Source organism: Pseudomonas sp. NUPR-001 (genome assembly GCF_052147955.1).
Classification (GTDB): Bacteria; Pseudomonadota; Gammaproteobacteria; order Pseudomonadales; family Pseudomonadaceae; genus Aquipseudomonas.
Genome location: NZ_CP197353.1, coordinates 2,511,618 through 2,534,863, shown reverse-complemented (window position 1 = coordinate 2,534,863; position 23,246 = coordinate 2,511,618). Strand labels below are relative to the sequence as shown.

20 protein-coding genes are annotated in these 23,246 nt (G+C 61.3%); 13 read left to right on the top strand and 7 right to left on the bottom strand.

Annotation, left to right across the window (positions count from 1 at the left end; translation table 11 throughout):
* Positions 1-53: 53 nt before the first annotated feature.
* A complete protein-coding gene (locus ACP6KB_RS11540; protein ID WP_442113847.1) occupies positions 54-884 on the bottom strand; it encodes an IclR family transcriptional regulator in 831 nt (276 codons plus the stop codon).
* 157 nt (positions 885-1,041) lie between these two features.
* On the opposite strand from ACP6KB_RS11540, the gene ACP6KB_RS11535 reads away from it, so the two are divergent.
* The 5 genes from ACP6KB_RS11535 to ACP6KB_RS11515 all read left to right on the top strand — a co-directional run bounded on the left by ACP6KB_RS11535 (position 1,042) and on the right by ACP6KB_RS11515 (position 6,544).
* Positions 1,042-2,196 carry an acyl-CoA dehydrogenase family protein gene (locus ACP6KB_RS11535; protein WP_442113846.1) on the top strand — a complete coding sequence of 385 codons (1,155 nt, stop codon included), beginning with the start codon at positions 1,042-1,044 and terminating at the stop codon, positions 2,194-2,196.
* A 41-nt stretch (positions 2,197-2,237) separates the two neighbouring features.
* Complete coding sequence (locus ACP6KB_RS11530) at positions 2,238-4,403, top strand: acetate--CoA ligase family protein (RefSeq protein WP_442113845.1); 2,166 nt, start codon at positions 2,238-2,240, stop codon at positions 4,401-4,403.
* Positions 4,404-4,487: 84 nt separating this feature from the next.
* Positions 4,488-5,801, top strand: a complete 1,314-nt coding sequence (locus tag ACP6KB_RS11525) for an MFS transporter (protein WP_442113844.1) — start codon at positions 4,488-4,490, stop codon at positions 5,799-5,801.
* 54 nt (positions 5,802-5,855) lie between these two features.
* Entirely contained in the window at positions 5,856-6,212 is a 357-nt protein-coding gene (locus ACP6KB_RS11520; RefSeq protein ID WP_442113843.1) for a YidH family protein, read from the top strand.
* A complete protein-coding gene (locus ACP6KB_RS11515) occupies positions 6,209-6,544 on the top strand; it encodes a DUF202 domain-containing protein (protein WP_442113842.1) in 336 nt (111 codons plus the stop codon). Before ACP6KB_RS11520 ends, ACP6KB_RS11515 begins: the two co-directional genes overlap by 4 nt.
* Positions 6,545-6,593: 49 nt before the next feature.
* On the opposite strand, the gene ACP6KB_RS11510 is transcribed toward ACP6KB_RS11515, so the two are convergent.
* The gene (locus ACP6KB_RS11510) at positions 6,594-6,785 is read right to left on the bottom strand and encodes a hypothetical protein (RefSeq protein ID WP_442113841.1); all 192 of its coding nucleotides are present in this window, start codon (positions 6,783-6,785) and stop codon (positions 6,594-6,596) included.
* 424 nt (positions 6,786-7,209) lie between these two features.
* On the opposite strand from ACP6KB_RS11510, the gene ACP6KB_RS11505 reads away from it, so the two are divergent.
* From ACP6KB_RS11505 to ACP6KB_RS11495, 3 genes are all read left to right on the top strand, one after another.
* Entirely contained in the window at positions 7,210-8,676 is a 1,467-nt protein-coding gene (locus tag ACP6KB_RS11505; protein WP_442114294.1) for an APC family permease, read from the top strand.
* An 88-nt stretch (positions 8,677-8,764) separates the two neighbouring features.
* Positions 8,765-9,961, top strand: a complete 1,197-nt coding sequence (locus ACP6KB_RS11500; RefSeq protein ID WP_442113840.1) for an iron-containing alcohol dehydrogenase — start codon at positions 8,765-8,767, stop codon at positions 9,959-9,961.
* Positions 9,958-11,391 carry an aldehyde dehydrogenase family protein gene (locus ACP6KB_RS11495; protein WP_442113839.1) on the top strand — a complete coding sequence of 478 codons (1,434 nt, stop codon included), beginning with the start codon at positions 9,958-9,960 and terminating at the stop codon, positions 11,389-11,391. The genes ACP6KB_RS11500 and ACP6KB_RS11495 overlap by 4 nt, the downstream gene beginning before the upstream one ends.
* Positions 11,392-11,401: 10 nt before the next feature.
* Here the strand turns inward: ACP6KB_RS11495 and ACP6KB_RS11490 are convergent, their stop codons facing one another.
* The 4 genes from ACP6KB_RS11490 to ACP6KB_RS11475 all read right to left on the bottom strand — a co-directional run bounded on the left by ACP6KB_RS11490 (position 11,402) and on the right by ACP6KB_RS11475 (position 16,228).
* Positions 11,402-12,307, bottom strand: a complete 906-nt coding sequence (locus ACP6KB_RS11490; protein WP_442113838.1) for a LysR family transcriptional regulator — start codon at positions 12,305-12,307, stop codon at positions 11,402-11,404.
* 105 nt (positions 12,308-12,412) lie between these two features.
* Entirely contained in the window at positions 12,413-13,135 is a 723-nt protein-coding gene (locus tag ACP6KB_RS11485) for a lytic transglycosylase domain-containing protein (protein ID WP_442113837.1), read from the bottom strand.
* Between the two features lie 317 nt (positions 13,136-13,452).
* A complete protein-coding gene (locus ACP6KB_RS11480; protein ID WP_442113836.1) occupies positions 13,453-14,376 on the bottom strand; it encodes a hypothetical protein in 924 nt (307 codons plus the stop codon).
* Between the two features lie 421 nt (positions 14,377-14,797).
* Positions 14,798-16,228, bottom strand: coding sequence for an IS1182-like element ISPa7 family transposase (locus ACP6KB_RS11475; RefSeq protein WP_023098450.1), 1,431 nt, complete (start codon positions 16,226-16,228; stop codon positions 14,798-14,800).
* A 348-nt stretch (positions 16,229-16,576) separates the two neighbouring features.
* Between ACP6KB_RS11475 and ACP6KB_RS11470 the strand changes: the two genes are divergently transcribed.
* Both ACP6KB_RS11470 and ACP6KB_RS11465 read left to right on the top strand, forming a co-directional pair.
* A complete protein-coding gene (locus tag ACP6KB_RS11470) occupies positions 16,577-17,284 on the top strand; it encodes a 2'-5' RNA ligase family protein (RefSeq protein WP_442113835.1) in 708 nt (235 codons plus the stop codon).
* A 281-nt stretch (positions 17,285-17,565) separates the two neighbouring features.
* Complete coding sequence (locus ACP6KB_RS11465) at positions 17,566-18,993, top strand: coniferyl aldehyde dehydrogenase (RefSeq protein WP_442113834.1); 1,428 nt, start codon at positions 17,566-17,568, stop codon at positions 18,991-18,993.
* A gap of 17 nt (positions 18,994-19,010) precedes the next feature.
* Here the strand turns inward: ACP6KB_RS11465 and ACP6KB_RS11460 are convergent, their stop codons facing one another.
* Positions 19,011-20,030, bottom strand: a complete 1,020-nt coding sequence (locus ACP6KB_RS11460; protein WP_442113833.1) for an AraC family transcriptional regulator ligand-binding domain-containing protein — start codon at positions 20,028-20,030, stop codon at positions 19,011-19,013.
* 160 nt (positions 20,031-20,190) lie between these two features.
* Between ACP6KB_RS11460 and ACP6KB_RS11455 the strand changes: the two genes are divergently transcribed.
* From ACP6KB_RS11455 to ACP6KB_RS11445, 3 genes are read left to right on the top strand one after another with little or no spacing between them, the layout of a single operon-like run.
* Positions 20,191-21,006 (top strand): class II aldolase/adducin family protein, encoded by an 816-nt coding sequence (locus tag ACP6KB_RS11455; RefSeq protein ID WP_442113832.1) that lies wholly within the window; start codon positions 20,191-20,193, stop codon positions 21,004-21,006.
* A 36-nt stretch (positions 21,007-21,042) separates the two neighbouring features.
* Positions 21,043-22,692: a GMC family oxidoreductase gene (locus ACP6KB_RS11450; protein ID WP_442113831.1), complete on the top strand. Its 1,650-nt coding sequence runs from the start codon at positions 21,043-21,045 to the stop codon at positions 22,690-22,692.
* Positions 22,689-23,174, top strand: coding sequence for a MaoC family dehydratase (locus ACP6KB_RS11445; RefSeq protein ID WP_442113830.1), 486 nt, complete (start codon positions 22,689-22,691; stop codon positions 23,172-23,174). The genes ACP6KB_RS11450 and ACP6KB_RS11445 overlap by 4 nt, the downstream gene beginning before the upstream one ends.
* Positions 23,175-23,246 lie beyond the last annotated feature (72 nt).

The following is a 23,246-nucleotide window of genomic DNA, read 5'->3' as shown; positions in this document are numbered from 1 at the left end:
CTGGGCAAACCCCTGACCTGGTAGGGTCGCCGCACCGCCGTTCCCACCCTGATTCAGAACACCCCCATCATCCCTTCAATGCTGCGCACCATGGATACCAGCCGTGGGCCGATATCGTTCTGCAGCTGCCCCTCGTTCAGCAAAAACGCCGAGACGCCACAGTTGAACACCAGAATCTCACCATCCGCCATCGGCCGCATTGGCACCGCAACGGCGTGAATCTCACGGCGCAAATCGCCGTACGACACACAAAATCCCCGTGCATGAACATCCTGAATGCTCTGTTCGATGCGCCCCTGAAACGTCGCCCAGTCCTCCGGGGTGCGCACTTTGATTTCGTTGAGCAACGCCGTGCGCTCTTCACGCGAGGCACCCGCCAGAAACGCCCGGCCCATAGCCGTGCGCGCCACCGGGTAACTCAAGCCGACATCCGGCGGGTGACTCATCGGTGCGGAGCTGCGGCTACTTTCCAGGTACACCACATTGAGCCGGTCACGCATACCCAACGACACCGAACCACGGATATGGTCAGCCAGCTCTTTCATGAATGGCCGGGCAATCTGGCGGATATTAAGGCTGGCGAGCAACGGATAGCCCAGGGACAGCACCGCCGAGCCCAACTGGTACTTGTTGTTCAAGCGGTTGATACGCAAGTAGCCCAAACGCACCAACGTATAGGTAAAGCGCGAAATCGTGGCCTTGGGCATTCCGGTGCGCACCGACAGTTCGGCATTGCCAAGCTGGGTATCGCGAGCGCTGAAGCAATGCAGGATCTCCAGCCCACGGGCCAGGGTCGCCGCAAATTGCCGATCATCGGCAAACTCCTCGGCGAGGTAAGGCTTGGCTGGCGAGTGCCAGTCGTCTGAACCGTCATAGGTCGCCACTTTCCACCTCCAGAAACCATGAACTCTGAAGTCAGCGTGCCAGCAATGTTCCAACTATTCAAACAGTGTTCTGCAGAGCCGAACATTACTTGTTTGACGATCGGATAAAGCGCCATATGCCCCTGCAGACCTCATAAAAACAAAACAGGAGGCAACCATGATCCGCGATCAACAGGTGCTGGACGTGTTCTTGAACACCGTACGCCGTTTCGTCAGCAGCAAAGCGATTCCCATGGAGGCGCACGTCGAGCAACACGACGAAGTGCCGCCAGAGCTGGTGCAGCACATGCGCGATAACGGCTTCTTTGGCTGGAGCATCCCCGAAGCCTATGGCGGCGCCGGCCTGAGCACCGAGGAACTGGCGCTGGCAGCCTTCGAGCTGTCGCAATGCTCTGTAGCGTTCCGCGCCCGCGTCGGCACCAACACCGGCATCGGCTCGGAAGGTATCGTCGCCGACGGCACTGACGCGCAGAAGCAGCGTTATCTGCCACGTCTGGCCAGCGGTGAATGGACTGCCTCGCTGGCGGTCACCGAGCCCGAGGCCGGTTCCGAGGCCACCCATGTGCTGACCAGCGCGCAACGCGACGGTGACAGCTATATCCTCAATGGCCAGAAGTGCTACATCACCAACGCCCCGATCGCCGACGTCTTCACCGTGACTGCCCGCACCGAACCGGGCAGCCAGGGTGCAAAAGGCGTCTCGGCATTCATCGTCGAACGCAACACCCCCGGCCTGAGCGTCGGCGCGCCCTATCGCAAGATGGGCCAGGCCGGTTCGCCGGTCAGTGCGGTGTACTTCGACAATTGCCGAGTGCCCGCCGCTAACCTGATTGGCGGGGTAGAAGGCAACGGTTTCAAGACCGTGATGAAGACCCTCAACAAGCAGCGTATCCACCTCGCCGCGCTGTCGACCGGCCCGGCTATCCGCATGCTGCAGATGGCCATCGAGCACACCAGTAGCCGTGTGCAGTTTGGCCAGCCGGTCGCCAACATGCAGTTGGTTCAAGCGATGATCGCCGACTGCCAGACCGAGATCTACGCCGCCCGCTCGATGATCCTCGAAACCGCTCGTAAGCGTGATCGCGGCGAGGACGTGGTGCTCGAAGCCTCGATGTGCAAGTACTACGCCACGGAGATGTGCGGACGGGTCGCCGACCGCTGTGTGCAGATGTTCGGCGGGGCTGGATACATCGCCGACCATTCCGCGATTGAGCGCTGGTACCGGGATGTGCGGCTGTTCCGCCTGTATGAAGGCACCAGCCAGATCCACCAGCTGAACATTGCCAAGCACGTGCTGGCGGCCCACCGCTGAGTCGGGCACGCGCCCACTTTCTCTGCTACAGGAATTGCCCCATGTCCCGTTTCGAGCTGTTTTTCAATCCACGCAGCATTGCCGTGATCGGCGCCTCCCAAGACCTGTCTTCAATCAGCGGGCAGCCCATCGCCCATCTGCTGGCAAAGAATTTTCCCGGACAGATTCTACCGGTCAACCCACGCTACACCGAAGTGGCTGGCTACCCCTGCTACCCCGATGTCGCGTCACTCCCGCAAACGCCCGATGTAGCAGTGATCGCTGTCGGCGCGCAACGGGTGACCGGTGTACTCAGCGAACTGGGGAAAATCGGCTGCCGCTTCGCCGTTATCCTCTCCTCCGGCTTTGCCGAAGCCGGTGAAGACGGCGCCCGGGTGCAGCGGGAAATCACCGCCATCGCCCAGTGCTTTGGCATGCAGGTGACCGGCCCCAACTGCCAGGGCTACATGAACATCAGCGAGGGCATCCATGTCGGCTTCGGTGCACCGTATGGCCTCACTTACCCGAAAGGCCACCTGAGCCTCACCTCGCAAAGCGGCGCGTTTGGCAACTCGATCGTGATGCTGGCCAGTCAGGAAGGCATCGGCTTTCGGCATTATGTGTCCACCGGCAACGAGTCCGTCACCACCTCGCTGGATTTCATGGAGGCGATGATCGACGACCCTGACACCCACGTGATCGCCGGTTACGTCGAGGGCTTCCAGGACGCCGGGCGCTTGCTGTCGATTGGCCGCCGGGCGCTGATCGCCGGTAAACCGTTGCTGGTGTGGAAAGTCGGCACCTCCGAAGCCGGGGCCAGGGCCGCTGCCTCCCACACCGCTAACCTGGGTGGTTCGATGGCCTTGTACCGCGCCGCGTTCCGCCAGAGCGGCATCATCGAGGTCAATGACGTCGGCGACCTGGCCGATTGCAGCAAAGCCTTGCTGTCTCGCCGCCTGCCCAAAGGCAATCGCCTGGCTGTGGTCACCATATCCGGCGGCGCCGGGATTGCCATGGCCGATGGTGCTGCCGACGGTCATCTACAACTGCCAACGCTGGCGGCGCCTACCGTGGCGAAGCTCAAAGCGGTGCTGCCCTCGTTTGCTGCGGTGGCCAACCCGCTGGATGTCACGGCCAGCCTGCTCAACGACGCCAACCTGCTGCGGGTAACCCTGGAAGCATTGGCCGACGACCCGAATGTCGACATGATCGGCCTCGCGCTGGCAGCCGCCAGTGGCAAGCTGGCAGTGGAGCTGGCCGAAGAGATCGTGCGCATCGCCAAGGCCCGCGAAATCCCCATCTTGGTGGCCTGGAACGCCGACCCGGCCAGCGTCGGCGACGCCTACGACATTCTCGACCAGGCCGGCATCCCGCGCTATCAGTCGCCCGTGCGCTGCGCCCGTGGTGCCAGCGCGTTGTGGGCATTCGCCCAGGCACGCAGCCAGCTCGCCGAGGTACTGAATGAACAGCCATTGGTGCTCAGCAAGCCCGAGGTACGCGCGGCGCTGCACCCTCGTCACAGTGACCTGACCGAGTTCGAGGCGAAGAAAGTCCTGGCCGCCTACGGCATCGGCGTCACCCGCGAAGGCCTGGCAACCGATGCTGAACAAGCCGTACGTATCGCTACTGCCCTGCACGGTCCGGTGGTGCTGAAAATTCAGTCGTCCGATATCCCGCACAAAACCGAAGCGGGCGGCGTGCGCGTGGGGGTTCAGGGAGACGCGGACATCGCCTCGGCCTACGATCAGATCATCGCCAATGCCCAACACTTCAATGCCGCAGCCGCTGTTGATGGTGTGCTGGTCCAGGAAATGGTGGCCGGGGGCATTGAGATGATCCTCGGTATCAACAACGATCCGCTGTTCGGGCCGGCAGTGATGGTAGGATTCGGCGGGATTTTTGCTGAAGTGTGGAAAGACGTGAGTTTCCGCCTGGCGCCGATCACCCGCTCGGAGGCGCAGGCGATGGTCCGCGAGCTACGCGCCTTTGCCATCCTCGATGGCGCCCGCGGCCGCCCCAAGGCAGACCTCGAGTCTCTGGTCGATACCTTGCTGCGCCTGTCGGCGATGGCCATCGACTTGAAAGACACGGTCCAAGAGCTGGATATCAACCCACTGTTCGTGATGACTGCAGGCAATGGTGTGAAAGCCGGTGATGCGCTGATAAAGCCCAAGGCCTCTGCAACGCAGCCTCATGCTGCAGCGGCGCACGCCCTCGTCGGTTCATGACGCTGGCCGTCTCAGCCACCCTGAAGGCTGCTTGCGGCGGCCGTCCTGTGTAACGACTTCATAGTTGCAGTCAGCGAGGATTCCATGAACATTTCTCAGCCTACCCACGCGTTCTCCGAAGCGTATGCCGCCCACGAAGTGGAAAGTACCTACCGCAAGATCGCGTTTCGCCTGATGCCGTTTTTGATCATCTGTTACATCGTGTCCTATCTGGACCGTGCCAACATCAGTTACGCCAAGCTGCAGTTCATGAGCGACCTGGGTTTTTCCGAAGCGGCCTACGGGCTGGGTGCTGGCTTGTTCTTCGTCGGTTACGTGCTGTTCGAAGTACCCAGCAACCTGTGGATGCAGCGCATCGGCGCGCGCCGCACCTTGTTGCGCATCATGATCCTCTGGGGCCTGATCTCCAGTGCCATGATGTTCGTCAACACGCCGATGCAGTTTTACGTGATGCGCTTCTTGCTCGGCGCTGCAGAAGCCGGGTTCTTCCCCGGCGTGATCCTCTACCTGACCTACTGGTTCCCCGCCTCCCGCCGCGGCCGGGTTACCGGCTACTTCATGATGGGCGCGGCCACCGCCGGCATCATTGGCGGGCCGGTTTCGACCTGGATCATGGTGCACATGGCCGGGCTGCACGGGCTGCATGGCTGGCAGTGGTTGTTCCTGCTCGAAGGCCTGCCAGCGGTAGCGCTGGGCGTGGTCGCGTTCTACTACCTGTGCGACCGCCCTGAAGAGGCCAACTGGCTCAGCGATCGGGAAAAATCGATCTTGCAGGGCGACCTGGCTGCCGAACAGGTCAGTCGGCAAAGCGGCTCTGGCCACGGCCTGCGCGAGGCACTGGCCAACCCCAAACTGTACGTCGGGATGGTTGGCTATTTCTGCGTGCTGGTGTCGTTCAATGCCATCGGCTTCTGGGCGCCGACCATCATCCGCGATGTCGGGGTGAGCGACCTGCTGCAGGTCGGCCTGCTGTCCAGTGCCGTATTTCTGGCCGGTGCAGTCGGTACCTACGTGGTCGGCTACAGCTCGGACCTGAGAATGGAGCGCCGCTGGCACCTGGCCGTTTGCAGCCTGGTGATCGCCGTGTGCTTCGCCCTGCTACCACTGGTGGCGCATAACCTGCCCCTGGCGATTGCCCTGCTGTCGCTCGCCGCGGCGGCGTCCTATGGTTGCTTTGTGGTGTTCTGGACGATCCCGCAGTCCTTCCTCACCGCCAGCAGCAAAGCCAGTGGCATTGCCCTGATTACCAGCCTGGGAGGTATTGGTGCCTTCGTCAGCCCGACGCTGGTGGGCTGGATGAAAACCAGTACCGGCAGCATCTACCCGGGCCTGACCATCCTTGGCCTGATCACCTTGTTCGGTGCGCTGGTGCTGCTGATCGCCCTTCCCCGTAAGTAACCTGCATCGACTCGCCGTGGCCGCCAGGTCACGGCCCATCACAGAGGAATAGCCATGCGCGAACCGCAATGGCGGCTCGAGGGTGAAGAGCCGGACTACCGTTTTTCCCTGGCCAATGAACGCACCTTCCTGGCCTGGATTCGTACCGCACTCGGCTTGCTGGCCGGTGGCTTGTTGCTCGACCAGTTCGCCAGCAAACTGGGCCCGCCAGTGGTCATCGAAGGCCTCGCCGTGGCGTTTGGCATCCTCGCCGCGGTGCTGTGCGCGACGGCCTACCTACGCTGGCGGGCCAATGAAATCGCCATGCGCCATGCCCGCCGCCTGCCAGGTACGGCAGCCATTGCATTGCTGGCCAGCGCAGGATTGGGCATCGCAGCCACCATCGCCCTGCTGCTGGTGGTACGTGGATGAACCTGCTGCGTGATCCTGGGCTGCAGGCCGAACGCACAGCCTTGGCGTGGAACCGTACCGCCTTGGCGGTGCTGGCGAACGCGCTGCTGGCCTTGCGTGAAGGCTGGCACAGCCAGCACCTGCCGGTGATGCTGCTGGCTTGCGTATTGCTGAGCGCGGCTGCGGCCGCAGCGCTTTACGCGGCGCGGCGCCGCCAGCAACTGTTGCACGCCAGCGAGCGGGTGGCGGTGTCTGCGCTGGCGATTGCCACGGCGAGCCTCGTTACCCTGATCGCCTGCCTGGGCTTGCTGGCGGTGGTGGTAGGAGCGGGCTTGCCCCGCGATGCGATGTAACAGGGAGATCGCTATCGCGGGGCAAGCCCGCTCCTACCAGCGCCGCCGATCAGCAGTCGAATCGACGCAACGCCTGCTGCAGCCCTCCCCGGCATTCTGCAACCATGCGTGTCACCAATTCGGCGCAACTCGGGATATCGTCAACCAATCCGATTACCTGACTGGCACAGATCAGACCACCCTCGACATCACCCGACTCCAGTCCTTCCAGGCCGCGACGGCCCGACAACAGATGTTGCAAGTCGTCATAGCTCGCGCCACCCGGGCGTTGCTCCAGTGCAACGATTGCTTGCGAGACGGGGTTGGTAAAGAACCGCGTCGTACGCTTGAGGGGGGCCGGTAGGAGCGGGCTTGCCCCGCGATAGCGACCTGTCAGGCACCTGGCATCGCGGGGCAAGCCCGCTCCCACCGAGCAAACATCTGAGTTTTCTGATGCCAGCTTCACAATATGTGAATTCTTTCGAATGTTTGGTCGCTTTAGACTGAGTCGGCTCGTGACCAATGGGCACGTAACGTCGGTAAGCCTTTTCCCCAAAAGGCCCTCCAAAAATAAATTGACCTGCCGACTCAGGACTCCCTATGAAATACACTCTTACATGCGGTGCGGGCCTTCCAGCGCGCTCATCATCGGTAATGTCCTGCGCGCCAGCACGAGGTGCAAGATGATGGAACCCAACCTCCATAACAGCACTGACGAACATCTGCTTCAGCGCCAGGGATACAAACAGGAACTGCACCGCGGCCTGTCGCTGTGGTCGTCTTTCTCCGTTGGCTTTGCAACCGTATCTCCGGTCGTCGGGATCTACTCGGTCATGTCGCTCGGTGCCATGAACGCCGGGGCCTCGTGGGTCTGGATCGTGCCATTGTGCCTGGTGCTGCAATTGCTGGTGGCGCTGGTGTATGCCGAGCTTTCCTCGCAGTACCCGCTCGCCGGCGGCTGTTACCAGTGGGTCAAGCGCCTGGCGGGCGATCGCTGGGCCTGGTTCACCGGCTTTATGTACCTGGCCTCGGCCCTGGCCTCATTGACCACGGTCGCTTATCTGGGTGGCTTCTGGCTGTGGCTGTTCCTCACCGGTGAAGCCCCGAGCGCCAATGCCCAGGTGGCCTGTGGCGGGGCACTGTTATTGCTCGGGCTCGCGGTGAACCTGCTGGGCATCAATCCGCTCAAGCACTTTGTAAACGCGGGCATCGTCGCCGAGGCGATTGCCTCCATCGGCATCGGTACGCTGTTACTGCTGTTTTTCCGCAATCATTCGCTGTCCATGCTATTCGAAGGCGTAACTGCGACCCCATCGGCTGATGGCTCCTACCTGCCCGGCTTTCTCACCGCCATGGCCGTCGGTGGCTGGGCGTTCCTGGGCTTTGATGCCTGCTCACAGGTTTCCGAAGAAACCGCTGACGCGCGCACCTCAACCCCGCGGGCGATCTTGCGCTCGATGATTCTGGTCGGCCTGACCGTAATGCTCACGGCGTTCGCCGTCACTCTGTCGTATACCGATACCGCTGCGATGGTCTCAGGCCAGGTGGTCGACCCGGTGACGCCCGCCGTCGTCGATGCTTTCGGCGCTTGGGCCGAGCGTCCGTTCGTCGGTGTCGTGCTGGTTGCCTTCATCGCCTGCGTCGTGTCGGTACAGACCTACCTGGGCCGCGCCGTGTTCGGTATGGCCCGTGACGCGATCCTCCCCGCCTCGGCATTGCTGCGACGCGTCGACAAACGCAAAGTACCGCTGGCCGCGATGTTGTTCAGCACGCTGTTCGCCAGCTTCGGCCTGGCGCTGGGCTTGAACGCAACCGCCGTGGGCACCCTGATCGCCTTTGGCAGCGGAGGCTTCTTCGTAGTCTTTCTGATCGTGATTACCTGCGCACTGCTGGCGCGCCTGGGCGGCAGGTGGAAAACCGAAGCCGGGGTTTTCAGCCTCGGCCGTTGGGGGTTGCTGATCAACCTGCTGGCATTTGTCTGGCTGGTCTTCGAAAGCATCAACGTCGCCTGGCCGCGCGAAGCGCTGGCCCCACCCGGCGCGCCCTGGTTCCAGGTGTGGGCGGTGATCCTGGTGTTCTCGACCCTGGCGGTACTGGGCCTTCTCTATATGGTCCTGGCCAAGCCCTACCAGCGCGCTGCGCTGGCTGACTGATCCCTTCTGGTGCCTGCCGGGCACCCCCTCTTTGACGGTTGGAGGCTGTAACACGCCTCCAGCTCACGGCTTGCTATGGAGCATCTGTATGTCTGCCACGCTTCACTACTGGAACTACCCCACTGAGATCTTTTGTGGTGTCGGCGCGCTCGACACCCTGGCCCAGCGCTGCGCGCTGCTTGGCATGCGCAACCCTCTGCTGGTCACCGACCCGGGGATGCTGCCCCTGGAACCCATGGCCCTGCTGACCGATCATCTTCAGCAAGCCGAGATCGCCTTTGCCGTGTTCTCCGGCATCGAAGCCAACCCCAGCCTTGCAGACGTTGAACGCGGCGTCGCAGCGTTCAAGGCCGGCAACCATGACTCACTCATCGCCCTGGGCGGCGGCAGCGCCATGGACGCCGCCAAGGGCATCTGCCTGGCGGCGCGCGACGCCGAGGGTCTCGAGCGTTTCCAGTGGTCGCGGATCATTGAAGACTACCCTACCCTGGCCGACTTCCCGGCGCTGGGGCTGGCACCGTTGATTGCGCTGCCGACCACCGCCGGTACCGGTTCCGAGTTGGGGCGCGAAGCCGTATTGACCGACACTGTGCGGCAGATCAAGCGCGTGGTCAGCCACCCGCAACTGTTGCCTGCCTGTGTGTTGCTCGACCCCGTGCTGACCCGTGGACTGCCCACCGCACTGACGGCAGCCACCGGCATGGATGCCCTGACGCATCACATCGAAGCCTTCTGCTCCCCCCTGTACCACCCGATGTCCAGCGGTATCGCCGTCGAAGGGATCCGCCTGGTGCGCGAGCACTTGGCCAATGCCACCCGCGATGGCCAAGACCTGGCCGCCCGCGAGGGAATGCTGGTCGCGTCGGCCATGGCGGCAGTGGCGTTCCAGAAAGGCCTGGGCGGTGTGCATGCACTTGCCCACCCCTTGGGGGCCCGCTACCACAAACACCACGGACTGCTGAATGCGATTCTGCTGCCTTACGTGCTGGTGGCCAATCACTCGGTCATCAGCGAAAGCATCGGCCGCCTGGCACGCTATCTGGAATTGGAGCAGCCCGATTTTCACGGTTTCCTCAGCTGGGTACTTGGCTTGCGCAAGCAACTGGGCATTCCCCACAGCCTGGCGGAAATTGGTCTCGACCTTACGGACGAGGCCTGGGTCGGTGAGCAGGCCTTGGCGGACATCTCCTCCTCCGACACCAATGCGCGGCCGCTGACGGCGAACGAGTACAGCCAGATTTTCCGCAATGCCGTGCTCGGTGAACTGCCGGGGGTACAGCAATGAGCCAGCCCCACTACATCGACGGTCAGTGGGTGGCGGGGCAAGGCGATCAGCTGGTGATTGCCTACGACCCTTCCCTGGCGCAACCCTTCGCCCAACTGCACAGTTGCAGCCCGGTGCAGGTGGATCAGGCGGTCCGTGCCGCACGCACGGCATTGCCCTGCTGGCAGGCGCTGAGCGCCGCGCAGCGGGCCACGTACCTGCGAAGGTTTGCCGAACAGCTTGAGCAGCGCCGTGACAACCTGATCACCCTGCAAATGCAGAACAACGGTAAGCCACGGCATGAAGCCAGCGTCGATGTCGACGATGCCGTCGCCACCTTCACCTACTACGCCGGGCTCGCCGACCAGCTGGACTCACGCCAGCACAGTGAAGTTGCCCTGCCGGTGCCAGGCTTTCGTGCGCACACCCGCCTGGAAGCCATTGGCGTGGTCGGCTTGATCGTGCCGTGGAACTTCCCGCTGGTGACCAGCGCCTGGAAACTGGCCCCGGCCCTGGCGGCAGGTTGCACCGTGGTGCTCAAACCATCGGAAGTGACCCCCTTGATCGAGCAGGTGTATGGCGAGATCGCCGACGACATCGGCCTGCCTCGGGGCGTGCTGAACATCGTTGGTGGTGCTGCCGAGACGGGCGTTGCCATCAGCACTCACCCGGGCATCGATAAGTTGTCGTTCACCGGCAGCACGAAAACCGGCAGCGCCGTCATGCGCAGCGCGGCCGACTTCTGCCGCCCGCTGACCCTGGAGCTCGGTGGCAAGTCCGCCATCCTGGTGTTCGACGATTGTGACCTGGATCAGGCCGTGGACTGGATCATCGCCGGGATTTGCTGGAATGCCGGGCAGATGTGCTCGGCGACCTCGCGCCTGCTGGTGCAAGACAGCATCGCCGACCGCTTGCTCGCACGCCTGAAGAATGCCCTGGAAAAAATGCGCGTGGGCAACCCGGCCAACGACGAAGTCGACATGGGGCCTCTCACCAGCGACACACAGTTCGCCAAAGTGATGGCGTGTTTCGAGCAGGCGCGCGCAGAAGGCCTGCATTGCCTGACCGGCGGATATGCGTTGCAAATGCCCGGCTGGTTCGTCAGCCCGACGGTGTACACCGATGTGCCGCTGGACAGCGCACTGTGGTGCGAGGAAATCTTCGGACCGGTACTGTGCACCCATCGTTTCACCAGCGAAGCCCAGGCCGTGGCACTGGCCAATGACAGTCAGTACGGACTGGTGGCCACGGTGGTCAGCGCCGATCTGGCCCGGGCCGAACGCGTCGCAGCGGCCCTGGAGGTTGGCCACGTCTGGATCAACTCGATACAAGCGGTGTTCGTTGAAACCTCCTGGGGCGGCAGCAAAGGCAGCGGTATTGGTCGCGAACTCGGCCCCTGGGGCTTGTCGGCCTATCAATCAGTCAAGCACGTGACCCGCTGCCTGAGCTGATCGATCAGCGTCAGGCGTTCCCCAGGGCGTGTTCGGTCAGTAAATCTTCAATGAAGGCACTGACCGCCTCACTCTGGGGACGACCTATGGGGGTCACCATGCTGTGCGGCACTTCATAACGCAGCGTGTCAGCGTGCAGTGCGCGCATCTGGCCGCTGTTCAACCAGGGTTGGGCGTAATGGCTGGGCAAGTACCCCAGGTGCGTGCCTGCCAGCACCGCGTGCACCACCGCTTCCATATGATGGGCAGTCGCTGAGGCACGCTGCGGCGTGATCGGCAGCACCTGGTCGACCGGCAAGAAACCATGTTTGATCCAGTCACTGGCCTGAAGCGCTTCAAGTTCCGGCTGCGCAACACCGAACAAGGGATGCCTGCTCCCGCAAAAAACACCCACTTCTTCGACATACAGCGGCTGGTAAGCCAGGGTTGGCAGTGGCCGGCTGAAATAGGAAATCGCCAGATCGAGCTGCCCATCGATCACAGCCAGCTCCAACTCGGTGGGTGAGTTGACGAAGATGTGCAGGTGCATGTCGTGGTCGCGCTGGTAGAACCGAGCAATGGCTGCATCGATACGGGCGGCCGGCAACGTGGCAATGTTGTCGGCCAGGCCCAGGTACAAATCGCCGACCAGCCGGCCGGAGAGGTCCTGTGCCTGGTCACGAAAAACATCGACCGCGTCAAACAAGGCATTGGCGGCCTGAAGAATGCGCTCACCTTTTTCCGTGAGTCGGAAACCGCCCTTGCCGCGCTCACAGATACGGTAGCCGAGGCGTTTTTCCAGGCCCGAGATATGCGTGCTGATATTGGACTGGCTCATGTTCAGTTCCGCCTGAGCAGCCGTGAAGCCTCCGCATTTGACCACAGCGGAGAAAATACGCAGCAGGCGCAGGTCCATGTCCGCAACAGTTCTAAGCACGGTATCTCCTGATTTCGACAGTGGCAGGCATTGAATGACACTCCACTGTTTGCGTCAAACTATCGCGGGGCAAGCCCGCTCCTACCGGATGTGCGCCCTGCAGTGCTAGCGATGATTGCGGTAGCGCTCGGTCAAGGACTGTACGAGGTTGACGTAGGATTGTGTCTCGGCGTAGGGAGGTATCCCGTTGTACTCGACTACCGAGGCTTCGCCGGCGTTGTAACCTGCCAGCGCCAGCATCTGGTTGCCGTTGAAGCGCTTGAGCAGCCAGGCCAGGTAGCGCACGCCGCCAGAAATGTTCTGGCGTGCGTCGAACGGATTATCCACGGCGAAGCGCTCGGCGGTGGCGGGCATCAATTGCATCAGCCCCTGGGCGCCTGCGACAGAAATCACGTTGGGGCGAAACGCCGACTCGGCATGGATCACCGCCCGCACCAACGCCCTGTCGACACCATAACGATCCGCAGCGGCTTCGATCTCGCGACGATAGGATCGGGTGTCCAGTTGCAGTGAGGTGACCTTGAAGTCCTTCGCCGCCATGCACAGGTAACAGCCCTTGATGTAATAGAGATCAAGCACATCGACCCGCGCGGAGATCCCGACGGGGCGGCGGCTCACGTATTGACGAACACCCTTGTGGATGAAGGTGAACACCCGAACCCGCATCGCGCCCGGGGTGTCGTTGCGTACAAGCCGTGGCTGGCTGATGGCGCCGTCACTGGCCTGGCATTTGGACAGGGCACTGACGCCCAGTGGCGCGGACAGCAAGGCCAGTCCAATACAGCCAAGCAGGTGTTTGCGAGCCCATCGCCACTCTCTGGCACTCATCGTATCGCTCCGCGCCGCAGGCGCCGATCAGACCTGCCTGGCCCGAGCGCTAGCGTTGGAGGGCCTGTTCTCGATGCCCCGTCTTCTTCTGATAGTTATACCCCTTGTCGCTGACCTTGGAACCCGCGTTGACGTACGGGCTGCCGGAGTTCCCAAGTGAAGCGTAGGCCTGATTGCTTACACGACACATCGGCCCCGTTTGCCGGGGCCGTGCGTAACCCACTCATCAATGCATGAACAACGCGATCAGGATGATCACAGGAATCGGCACACCCAGCATAAACAGCAGTAAGGAACGCATGATAGTTCTCCTCGGTTCAATGAACCCGTGCGCTTACAAGGTCATCGCTCAGGATGACGGCATCGCGACGACGCCCTCCATAGGTGGCGGCGAGGCTGGCAAAAAACGCCCCGCACAACAACGCGATAAACATCCATAGCGCCGATACGGCGGCGGCTTTACTGGCGGCATCGGCCGCTTCGCGGGCAGCCCTCTTGGCGTCGTCCATGGCCTGGCGCGCCTGGGCGAACACGGTATCGACGCGCTGCTCGGCTTGAGCCGGCGTCAGGTTGGTACGTTGACTGACCAATTGCGCCACGTAGGCGCGGTCTTCAGGACTAAGTTGCCCGTCGTTGCTCAACGTGCGCACCATGATCCGGGTCACCGCTGCCTCGCCCGCATCTTCATTGACCGCTAAAGCGCTGTCACTGCGAAACAGGGTGTCGACAAAGTAGTCATAGGGGCTGCTGCCCGCGGTGCCTGCGGTAGCCGTCGCAGCGGAGGTGATGCCACCTGCTGCACCCGCCACAACCTCGGTACCGGCCTTAACACCCGCACCGACGTTATGACTGGCTACGCCGACCATCAGCGTTGCCGTTACCAGGGTTGCCACGGCCCATGCCAGAAAGCCGTGGGCGGTATCGCGAAAGTACACCTCATCGCCGTGCACACTCGCCCATTTGACCCGCAGCCGTCCGGCCAGATAGCCACCCAGGCCGGACGCGATAATCTGGGTTGCCGCCAGCCAGACAATCGTCGAAATGCCCAGGCCCTTGGCACTCACCCCATCACCAGGCCACGGAGAAACGGCCGAGAAGCCAAGCCCGAAACCGAGCAAAACCAATATCAGCGACAACGCCGCCGCACCCGCCGCGCCCGCGAATATAGCCGCCCATGAAACACCGGAACGACGCTCCGCTGCCGCGAGGGCAGTGAGGTGGGATTCTGTTGATGTATTCATTGTGTGTGAGCTCCCGCGGTAAACCTGGAATGTCCAGTTATTCGGGTGCATGGCCTGTGCCAAAACGCTGCGATTCACAACACCTTTGAATTCAACATCTTGTAACAACTGCAAAATAAACCGTCATGCATTGTGCATGGAAGCGCCGCCCGTAGCGGGTGTTCTGCATTGTTGGAAGGTGATTTGGGGATTGCCGGGATGGGTAGATTCTGGCGGATTTATGCTTGGCGTAAGGGGCAGGCAGAAATCGGCCCAGACCGTGTAAAAACGCAGCAAACGATGACCATCAACTTCCGGGGATTTTCTCAGCGTCTAGGAGGCCGTCGGAGGCCCAATCAGGCGCAATCGATAATTCTGGTTGCTATGGCACTTTCGGCTTCAGTACGCCTGCTGGAGGGCGGTACGAGTCGTAGAACAGGCCTCAGGCCTTCATCGCTGCCATCAGGGCACCGCTGCCCAGCACGTTCAACACGCGTTTGAGATTGTAGGCGAGCACATGCAGGCTCATCTCGGTACTCACTCGGTCGAGAGTCTTGGTGAGGAAGTGGGTGGCGCCCATCCAGCTCTTCAGCGTGCCGAACGGGTGCTCGACCGTCTGACGGCGGATTCGCATCATTTCAGGCGCTTGATCCAGGCGACTCTGCATCGCTTCGAGCACTGCCTCATGCTCCCATCGGCTCACTCGGCGCTCTGAGCTAGGCGTACAGTGCTCTTTCAACGCACAACCCTGGCAATGCGAACTCCAGTAGCGGTGCAGTTTCAGCCCTTTTTCGACGCTTGAGAACCGCCAGATCAGGCTTTGCCCAGCCGGGCATCGATACTCGTTCTTGGCTGCGTCATAGATGAAATCACCTTTGCCGAAGCGACCAGCCGCTGTCGCTCCCGAGGTCAGCGTCTTGGGCACGAAAACGGTGATTCCAGCCTCATGGCACGCCAGGATTTCTTCGCCTTTGAAATACCCTCTGTCTGCGACCGCCGAGAGTTCCTCGACACCCATGGCCTCTCGCGCTTGCTTGGCCATGGAGCTCAGTTGGTCTCGATCGACCCCGTCGTTCGTGACCTCGTGGGTCACGATCAGGTGGTGCTTCGCGTCGACCGCCGCCTGCACGTTGTAGCCGACTATTCCGCTGCCCCGGGTCTTCATTGAGCGGGCATCGGGATCGGTCAGGGAGATCTGTTTATCCGGTGTTTCGTTGAGCTGTACCTCGACTTCCTTGAGCTCCCGCAGCTTAGTTTTCAAGGTCGCAATCTTGTCGTGGAGGCGTTCGGCTTTGACCTGCGCCACGGCCGGTTCCTGGCGATCAGCGGTATCCAGTGCGGTCAGGTAACGGTTGATGCTGGACTCGATCTCCTCCATTCGCCGCTGAAGCTTGGCGCTGGTGAAATTGCGGTCACGGTTGTTGACCGCCTTGAACTTGCTGCCATCAATGGCTACCAGCGCTTCAGAGAACAGGCCAAGTTGCTGGCACAGCACCACGAACTGCCGACAGACGCCGCGGATTGCCTTGCCGTTATCCTTGCGGAAGTTGGCGATGGTCTTGAAGTCCGGCATCAAACGTCCGGTCAGCCACATCAACTCAACGTTGCGCTGACTCTCGCGTTCGAGACGTCGACTGGACTGGATACGGTTGAGGTAACCGTAGATGTAGATCTTCAGCAGGTCAGCAGGATGGTAGGCGGGTCTGCCGGTTTCCGCCGGGACGACACCCTCGAAACCCAGTAGGCCAAGGTCGAGTTCATCGACGAAAACATCGACCACCCGCACCGGGTTGGTGTCCGCCACGTAGTCATCCAAGCTCTCGGGAAGCAGTGTGCTTTGCCCTCGGTGCTCTCCCTGGATAAAGCGCTTCATTGGCGTCCCCCGCTGATTTTGAATCCATCAAATCACAGCAAGGACGATGCCAACGTTTTTACACGGTCTGGGCCAGAAGCGGACTTTCGCCGGTGGGAGCGGGCTTGCCCCGCGATGGCGGCCCTCCAGACACACCGCATCGCGGGGCAAGCCCGCTCCCACCGAGCCGCTAATCCACCGACGGCTTTGGGTCGGAAGCAGCGATCCAGAGCAGTCGTTTGCGACCCGCTGCGATCGGCCGATCTCGCCAGTGGTAAGGAACCGCCCGGGATAAATATGCCTCGGCTACGCTTACTTTCACTCATCAGAGCGACCCTGCTCTGCAATGAGTCAGCCAGCGTAGGAGGAATGGCGATGCTGACGACTTTCTTGAAGAAAACACTGGTACTGACAGCGCTGTTGCTGACTGTATCGTCAGCCAATGCTCGTGACGACCTGATCGCCATCGACATCCTCATCCAGCCTGACGCAAAAATGGTCGAGGTGGCCGGGAAATGGAATGGCTTGATGCGTGAGCAAAGCCCGGAAGGGTTCGAACTGGATGCCGAGCACGCCCCGCACATCACCCTGCTCCAGCTGTACATTGCGCAAACCGACCTGCCAAAGGTCGTGGCGGCCGTTGACAGCGTGAAGTCAGCGTTCGAACTTGATCGCCTGCAAATGACAGCAACGGGGCTCTACCATATACCCAATGGCCAGGTCGGCTTGGCCGGTATCGTCATTCAGCCAACCGAACGTTTGCGCATGTTGCAGAACGCGGTAATCGAGGGTGCGGGTCAGTATGCTGTCAAAGGTGGCGATGCCTCAGCCTTCGTTCCCGACACGTCTGGCGCAGCCTTTCCCCCTGCCCTGTTCGAGTATGTCGACACGTTCATCCCCAACCAGACCGGTGCCAAATTCAACCCACACGTGACGATCGGCGTTGCGCCACTCGACTGGCTCAAGGCACTTGAACTGCAGCCATTCGAGAGTTTCACGTTTGGCGTCAAGAACATTGCGATCTATCAGCTTGGTAATTACGGAACGGCTTCGAAACGTTTGGATGGCGGCCCGTAATGGGTTGATGCCTCTGGCCATCGCGGGGCAAGCCCGCTCCTACCGCACCCTGCATCCCGCCCCTCGCAAATAGTCAAGTTGGCGTTCGTGAATGGTCAGGTTTTCAACGGACTTTTTATATAGTTTTGAAGCCTGATCAGCAAAAGTGGTTGAAACACACTGTCAGGGTCCAACGGTTCCCAGCGGCGCTGCTACTCGGCGCGTAACCACTCATTGCTGTCGCAGCTCGTCCAATCCAATAACAGCCCCATTGCTTGCCTGCATACTTCGAGTGAGACCCCATGAACGCGATCGTCGATATCCCCGCTGAGTTCCTGCAATGCCTGGAGGGCCAGCGCGCGCACTTCGAGGCCAACCGCTGCCCGGACGCTATTCAACGTGTGACCGACCTCAAGGCGTTGGTGCGGCTGGTGGCCGACAACCGCGAGGCGCTGATCGAAGCGGTGAACAAGGATTACGGTTGCCGTTCGCGGTTTGAAACGACCTTTGCCGAGATCGCGGTGACCCTGGATGGCTTGCACGACACCATCAAGCGGGTGAAGAAGTGGATGAAGCCACAAAAACGCCACGTTGACCCGATGCAGTTGCCGCTGGCGCGCGCGCGTCTGATCCCGCAGCCGATCGGTGTGGTCGGTGTGGTGGTGCCGTGGAACTTTCCGATCGCCATGGCCTTTCACCCACTGACCAGTATTTTCGCCGCTGGCAACAGCGCAATGGTGAAGATGTCGGAGAACTCCAATCACTTGGCGAGCTTGCTCAAAGCCCTGGCGCCGCGCTATTTCCCGGCAGGCAAACTGGTGTTTTTCGAAGACGGTGGTGGCCGTGGCCCGGCCTTCACTGCACTGAAGTTCGACCATATTTTCTTCACCGGCTCGCCGGCCACCGGTAAAGCGGTAATGGCCAACGCCGCACAGAACCTGACACCAGTAACCCTTGAGCTGGGCGGCAAGTCGCCCGCTGTAGTCGCGCCAGATTTTCCAATCGAGAAAGCGGCCCAACGTATTCTGTGGGCCAAGACGTTCAACGCCGGGCAAATCTGCACCAATGTGGATTACCTGTTTTTGCCGGAGCGTCAGGTCAACGCATTTGTCGCCGCAGCCAAGGCTTACTGCGCCAAGCACTACCCGATCATCAACAATGGCGATTACACCGCCGTGATCGATCAACGTTCCTACGACCGCCTGCAGGCGGCGTTGGACGATGCCAAGGCCAAGGGCGCCACGCTGGTCAATCTGGTCGAATCGCAGACGCCTGATGCCGGTCGGCGGATCATGGCACCGGTGATCGTGCTCAATCCAACCGAAGACATGGAGCTGATGCAGCGCGAGATCTTCGGTCCGATTCTGCCGATCAAGACCTACTGCACCCGTGAGGAAGTCACCGACTACATCAACAACCGCCCTCGCCCGCTGGCGTTCTACGCCTACACCAATGAACGTAGCCTGGCCGATTGGTACATCTACAACACCTTGTCCGGGGGCGTGACCATCAACGACAGCCTGTTGCATGTCAGCGTGCACAGCCTGCCGTTTGGTGGCATCGGGAACAGCGGCATGGGCCACTACCACGGTTACGAAGGCTTCCTGACCTTCTCCAAGCTGCGCCCAGTGCTGTACCAGGGCCCGATCCGGGCGATCAACATGATGCTGCCGCCCTACGGTAAGAAAGTCGAAAAAATCCTCAACCTGATGATTCGCATGAAGAGCTGAGAGCTGCTGACCTGCCGTCAGTGGGCTTCAGCGTCCGCGCTATCGGCCAGCTGTCGCCACCGGCGTGGCGACTCGCCGGTCCATTGTTTGAACGCACGGCTGAACGCCGTGAGGTCGGCAAAGCCCAAGTTGAGCGCCAGGGTGGTCAAGTCGATGGAACTGCTGGTGAGGTGATGCTTGGCCAAGCGCATGCGCGCCGCTTTGAGCGTGTGCGCAAAGCTGCTGCCTTGTGCCTTGAGGCGCTGTTGCAGGCTGCGCGGGTGCATTTCTACCAGCGTCGCGACCATGGCCAGGTTGCACTCCCCGGTTGGCAGCAAGGCATCAATGGCGCTTTCTACCTGGTCGGCCAGGCTGATGGGGGCCAAGCGCTGCCAACCGCTGCGCCATTGTCGCGTCAGGTGATTGCGCCAGCGCTGCTCAACCACCACCGGCTGCTCCAACAAGGCCGCGGGGTAGCTCAAGAGGTTGGTCGCCTGTTCATAGCGCACGGTGCCGCGCAATGCCTGTTGGTAGACGTTGTGATGGGCAGGTTTGGCCATCTGCAACCCGACTTCAAGCGGCGGCACATCAGCATTGTGCAGTTGGCTGATACCTTGAGTGAACACCGCCAGCGTCAACGCATTCAGTTGTTCGCAATCCACTTCCGCGGCAAAGGCAAACCTCAAGTGGATATCCACCCGCGACGCGCTCGTGCTGATTTCCCAGAGCAGCCCCCGCGCATGGAAGTCCATGTTCCTCTGCAGCAACTGCATGGCGTCACCGACGGTGGCCTGGATGCACAGGCACGAGCCGAGCGCGCCAAGCACTTCCAATCCCTGGCGATTACCCAGGCGCACGCCAAAGTCGGGGGCCTTGCAGCGCAAGGCGGCCAGATGCAGCACCTGCGCCATCGCCACATAGGGGATGTACAGGTCAGGCGAGTGCATCACTGCCTGACTCAAACCGGCTTCGCGCAACAGACGCTCAGGCTCTTGCCCCAGCTCTCGGACCAGTTCGGAAAATCCCAGAAGCGAGCCACTGCGCACGAAATAGTTCATTAGCTCATCACCTGCCAGCGCCCTGCGCCGCCTAAAAATATTCGTAAATAGTCAGGTTTCGATTCGCTAATAGTCAAGTTAATTGATCGATTTTTGTTTAATTTCAGCACTCCTGAACCTGCATTGGCGCCATCGAATCGCGCCGCTGGAGCCTATAACAATGACAAAAGAACTACCTGCAGCCTTGGTTAATGCCCTGTTTGGCCCCTGCCCTGAAGGTGTCCAGATTCCACAGCCGCCGAGCTTCGACACCCTTGCCGAAGAACGCCAATACCGCAAAGAGCAACTCGCCGCTGGCTTGCGGCTTTTTGGTCGTTTCGGCTTTTCCGAAGGTGTCGCCGGGCACATCACCGTGCGTGACCCTGAGCGGCCGTCCGAGTGGTTCTGGGTGAACCCGTTCGGCAAGAGCTTCAGCCGCATTCGTGCTTCAGACCTGGTCCTGGTCGACCATGAGGGTCACGTTGTCCAAGGCCAGTACGCGGTCAACCGCGCCGCCTTGGTCATCCACTCCCATGTGCACGCTGCCCGTCCTGACGCCTTGGCCGCTGCACACGCGCACTCGTTGCATGGCAAGGCGTTTTCCAGCCTGGGCATCAAGCTTGCGCCGATCACACAGGACGCCTGCGCCTTCTACGAGGACCATGGCCTGTACAGCGAATTCGGCGGTGTTGCCACGGCCCAGGATGAGGGCCAGCGCATCGGTGAGGCACTGGGCAAAAACAAGGCCGTGATCCTGCAGAACCACGGCCTGCTGACCGTGGGCCAGACGGTGGCCGAGGCCATCTGGTGGTTCATCACCCTGGAACGCTCCTGCCAGGCGCAGTTGCTGGCCATGGCGGCTGGCAACCCCAAGCTGATCGATCACCAAACCGCACTGGGCGTGCGCGCGCAGGTCGGCTCGCCGTATGCCGGCTGGTTCCAGGCACGACCGCTGTGGGATCAGATCACCCACAGCGATCCAGACCTGTTCGATTGACGCGACACCACAACAATTACAAAGGTGACATCAGTAATGAACAGCAACGAGTGGGATTACATAATTGTCGGTGGCGGGTCGGCCGGGTCGGTGTTGGCAAACCGTTTAAGTGAGTGCGCAAGTAATCGCGTGCTGCTGTTGGAAGCAGGCCCGAGCGGTCGTTGGAACCCGCTGGTGGCGATTCCGGCTGGCACCGTGGCGTTGATGCGCAGCAGTCGCTACAACTGGCTGTTCGAAACCGAGCCGCAAGCTGAATTGGCCAACCGCCGCTTGTTTCAACCGCGTGGGCGCTGCCTCGGTGGTTCGAGCAGTATCAATATGGCGGTGAACACCCGTGGTCAGCCGTGGGACTACGATGAGTGGGAGCGTCTGGGGTGCACGGGCTGGAGCTTTAGCGAAGTTCTGCCGTTTTTCAAGAAGTCGGAAAACTTCGAGCCTGCCAGCCAACCTGCTGACGCGCCGTACCATGGCAAGGGTGGACCGCTGAATATTTCCGAGCGGCGCTGGACCAGCACCTACGGCCACGCCTTTCTTGAGGCCTGCACCCAGGCAGGGCTGCCGCGCAGCGCCGACCCTAACGGCGCCAATCAAGAAGGCGCCTGCCTGCAGCGCACTTATCAAAAAGACGGCCGCCGTTGCAGCAACGCCCGGGCGTACCTGACTCCCGCGCAAGACAGGGAAAACCTGCAGATCATCACCGGCGCCCATGCCACCCGCGTGCTGTTGGACGGCACGCGTGCAGTAGGTGTGGAGTACCGGCACAACGGCCAAGTGCGTGAAGCGCGGGCCACCGGCGAGGTCATACTCAGCGGTGGCGCCTTCCAGTCTCCGCAACTGCTGATGTTGTCTGGTATCGGCCCACGTGCAGAGCTGGAAAAGCATGGCATCCCGGTTCGCCACGCGCTTGAGGGCGTCGGTCAGAACCTGCAGGACCACCTTGCCGTGGTGATCAACGTGCGTACCCACACCCGTCGCGGCATCTCCTTGCACCCTTCGTCACTGCTCCAAGGTGTACAGGCCATGTTCCAGTTCATCTTCGGCCGCCGCGGCATGCTCACTAGCAATGTGATCGAGGCGGGCGCCTTTGTGCGCTCGTTGCCACAAGAAACCCTGCCCGACATGCAGCTGCATTGTGCACCGATCATGTACCGCGACCATGGGCGCGACATGAAGCTGTCGGCATCCGGTTATGGCTACTCGATGGCGATCAACGATGGGCGCCCGCTCTCCCGTGGTCGGGTTGGTTTGCGCAGCAGTGATCCACTGGCGCCACCGTTGATTGACCCCAACTACCTGAGCCACCCCCGAGACCTTCAGCGACTGGTGCTGGGTATCAAGATGATGCGCAAGATCGCCACCCAACCAGGCCTCGCGGTGCACAACGAGTGCGAGGTGAATCCTGGGCCGCATGTGCAAAGCGATGAGCAGATCGAGAACTGGGTGCGGCAGAACGTCGAGACGGCCTACCACCCGGTGGGCAGCTGCAAAATGGGCCCGGCCAGCGATGCAATGGCGGTGGTCGATGCACGCTTGCGTGTGCATGGCCTGGAGGGGCTGCGCGTGATCGACGCATCGATCATGCCCACTCTGGTCAACGGCAATACCAACCAACCCGTCACCATGATTGGCGAGAAAGGCGCCAGCATGATTCTTGAAGATGCCACCGCTTTGGAGTGCGCTGTATGACACCGCTTTACCACTACGACGACCTGCATCACTTCGTGGGCAAGGAATTGGGCGTTTCTGAATGGGCCACGGTCGACCAGGCCCGCATCAACGAATTTGCCCGCTGCACCGAAGACCGCCAGTGGATACACGTCGATGAGGCGCGTTGTAAAGAACAGAGCCCGTTCGGCACCACCATTGCCCATGGCTTTCTCAACCTGTCGTTGCTCGGCGGCCTGATGATGCAGATGGGCATCGTGCCTGCCGGCGTCAGTAGCCTGGTCAATGCCGGCGTCACCAACGTACGTTTCAAGAACCCGGTACGTGCCGGCTCACGTGTGCGGGCACGCGCTACCGTGCATTCGGCCGAAGCCAAGGATGAGGGGCGTACGCTGCTGATCCTGCTGGCCCAACTTGAAATCGAGGGTGAAACAGAACCGGCCTTGACCGCTGAATGCGTGGCTATGCTGTTTCGAGAGGCACACAACGAAGCGCTGGCATAACTGATGTCCCACCGGCTTCGGGGGCTTGCCTTGCGTGTCTTCAGAGCGTTTTGGAACCGCCCACGACAACTC

Excerpts from the sequence above, each read along its gene's own strand:
- ACP6KB_RS11535 (WP_442113846.1), top strand. The coding sequence starts at position 1,042 with ATGATCCGCGATCAACAGGTGCTGGACGTGTTCTTGAACACCGTACGC.
- ACP6KB_RS11530 (WP_442113845.1), top strand. The coding sequence starts at position 2,238 with ATGTCCCGTTTCGAGCTGTTTTTCAATCCACGCAGCATTGCCGTGATC.
- ACP6KB_RS11525 (WP_442113844.1), top strand. The coding sequence starts at position 4,488 with ATGAACATTTCTCAGCCTACCCACGCGTTCTCCGAAGCGTATGCCGCC.
- ACP6KB_RS11520 (WP_442113843.1), top strand. The coding sequence starts at position 5,856 with ATGCGCGAACCGCAATGGCGGCTCGAGGGTGAAGAGCCGGACTACCGT.
- ACP6KB_RS11515 (WP_442113842.1), top strand. The coding sequence starts at position 6,209 with ATGAACCTGCTGCGTGATCCTGGGCTGCAGGCCGAACGCACAGCCTTG.
- ACP6KB_RS11505 (WP_442114294.1), top strand. The coding sequence starts at position 7,210 with ATGGAACCCAACCTCCATAACAGCACTGACGAACATCTGCTTCAGCGC.
- ACP6KB_RS11500 (WP_442113840.1), top strand. The coding sequence starts at position 8,765 with ATGTCTGCCACGCTTCACTACTGGAACTACCCCACTGAGATCTTTTGT.
- ACP6KB_RS11495 (WP_442113839.1), top strand. The coding sequence starts at position 9,958 with ATGAGCCAGCCCCACTACATCGACGGTCAGTGGGTGGCGGGGCAAGGC.
- ACP6KB_RS11485 (WP_442113837.1), bottom strand. The coding sequence starts at position 13,135 with ATGAGTGCCAGAGAGTGGCGATGGGCTCGCAAACACCTGCTTGGCTGT.
- ACP6KB_RS11480 (WP_442113836.1), bottom strand. The coding sequence starts at position 14,376 with ATGAATACATCAACAGAATCCCACCTCACTGCCCTCGCGGCAGCGGAG.
- ACP6KB_RS11475 (WP_023098450.1), bottom strand. The coding sequence starts at position 16,228 with ATGAAGCGCTTTATCCAGGGAGAGCACCGAGGGCAAAGCACACTGCTT.
- ACP6KB_RS11470 (WP_442113835.1), top strand. The coding sequence starts at position 16,577 with ATGGCGATGCTGACGACTTTCTTGAAGAAAACACTGGTACTGACAGCG.
- ACP6KB_RS11465 (WP_442113834.1), top strand. The coding sequence starts at position 17,566 with ATGAACGCGATCGTCGATATCCCCGCTGAGTTCCTGCAATGCCTGGAG.
- ACP6KB_RS11460 (WP_442113833.1), bottom strand. The coding sequence starts at position 20,030 with ATGAACTATTTCGTGCGCAGTGGCTCGCTTCTGGGATTTTCCGAACTG.
- ACP6KB_RS11455 (WP_442113832.1), top strand. The coding sequence starts at position 20,191 with ATGACAAAAGAACTACCTGCAGCCTTGGTTAATGCCCTGTTTGGCCCC.
- ACP6KB_RS11450 (WP_442113831.1), top strand. The coding sequence starts at position 21,043 with ATGAACAGCAACGAGTGGGATTACATAATTGTCGGTGGCGGGTCGGCC.
- ACP6KB_RS11445 (WP_442113830.1), top strand. The coding sequence starts at position 22,689 with ATGACACCGCTTTACCACTACGACGACCTGCATCACTTCGTGGGCAAG.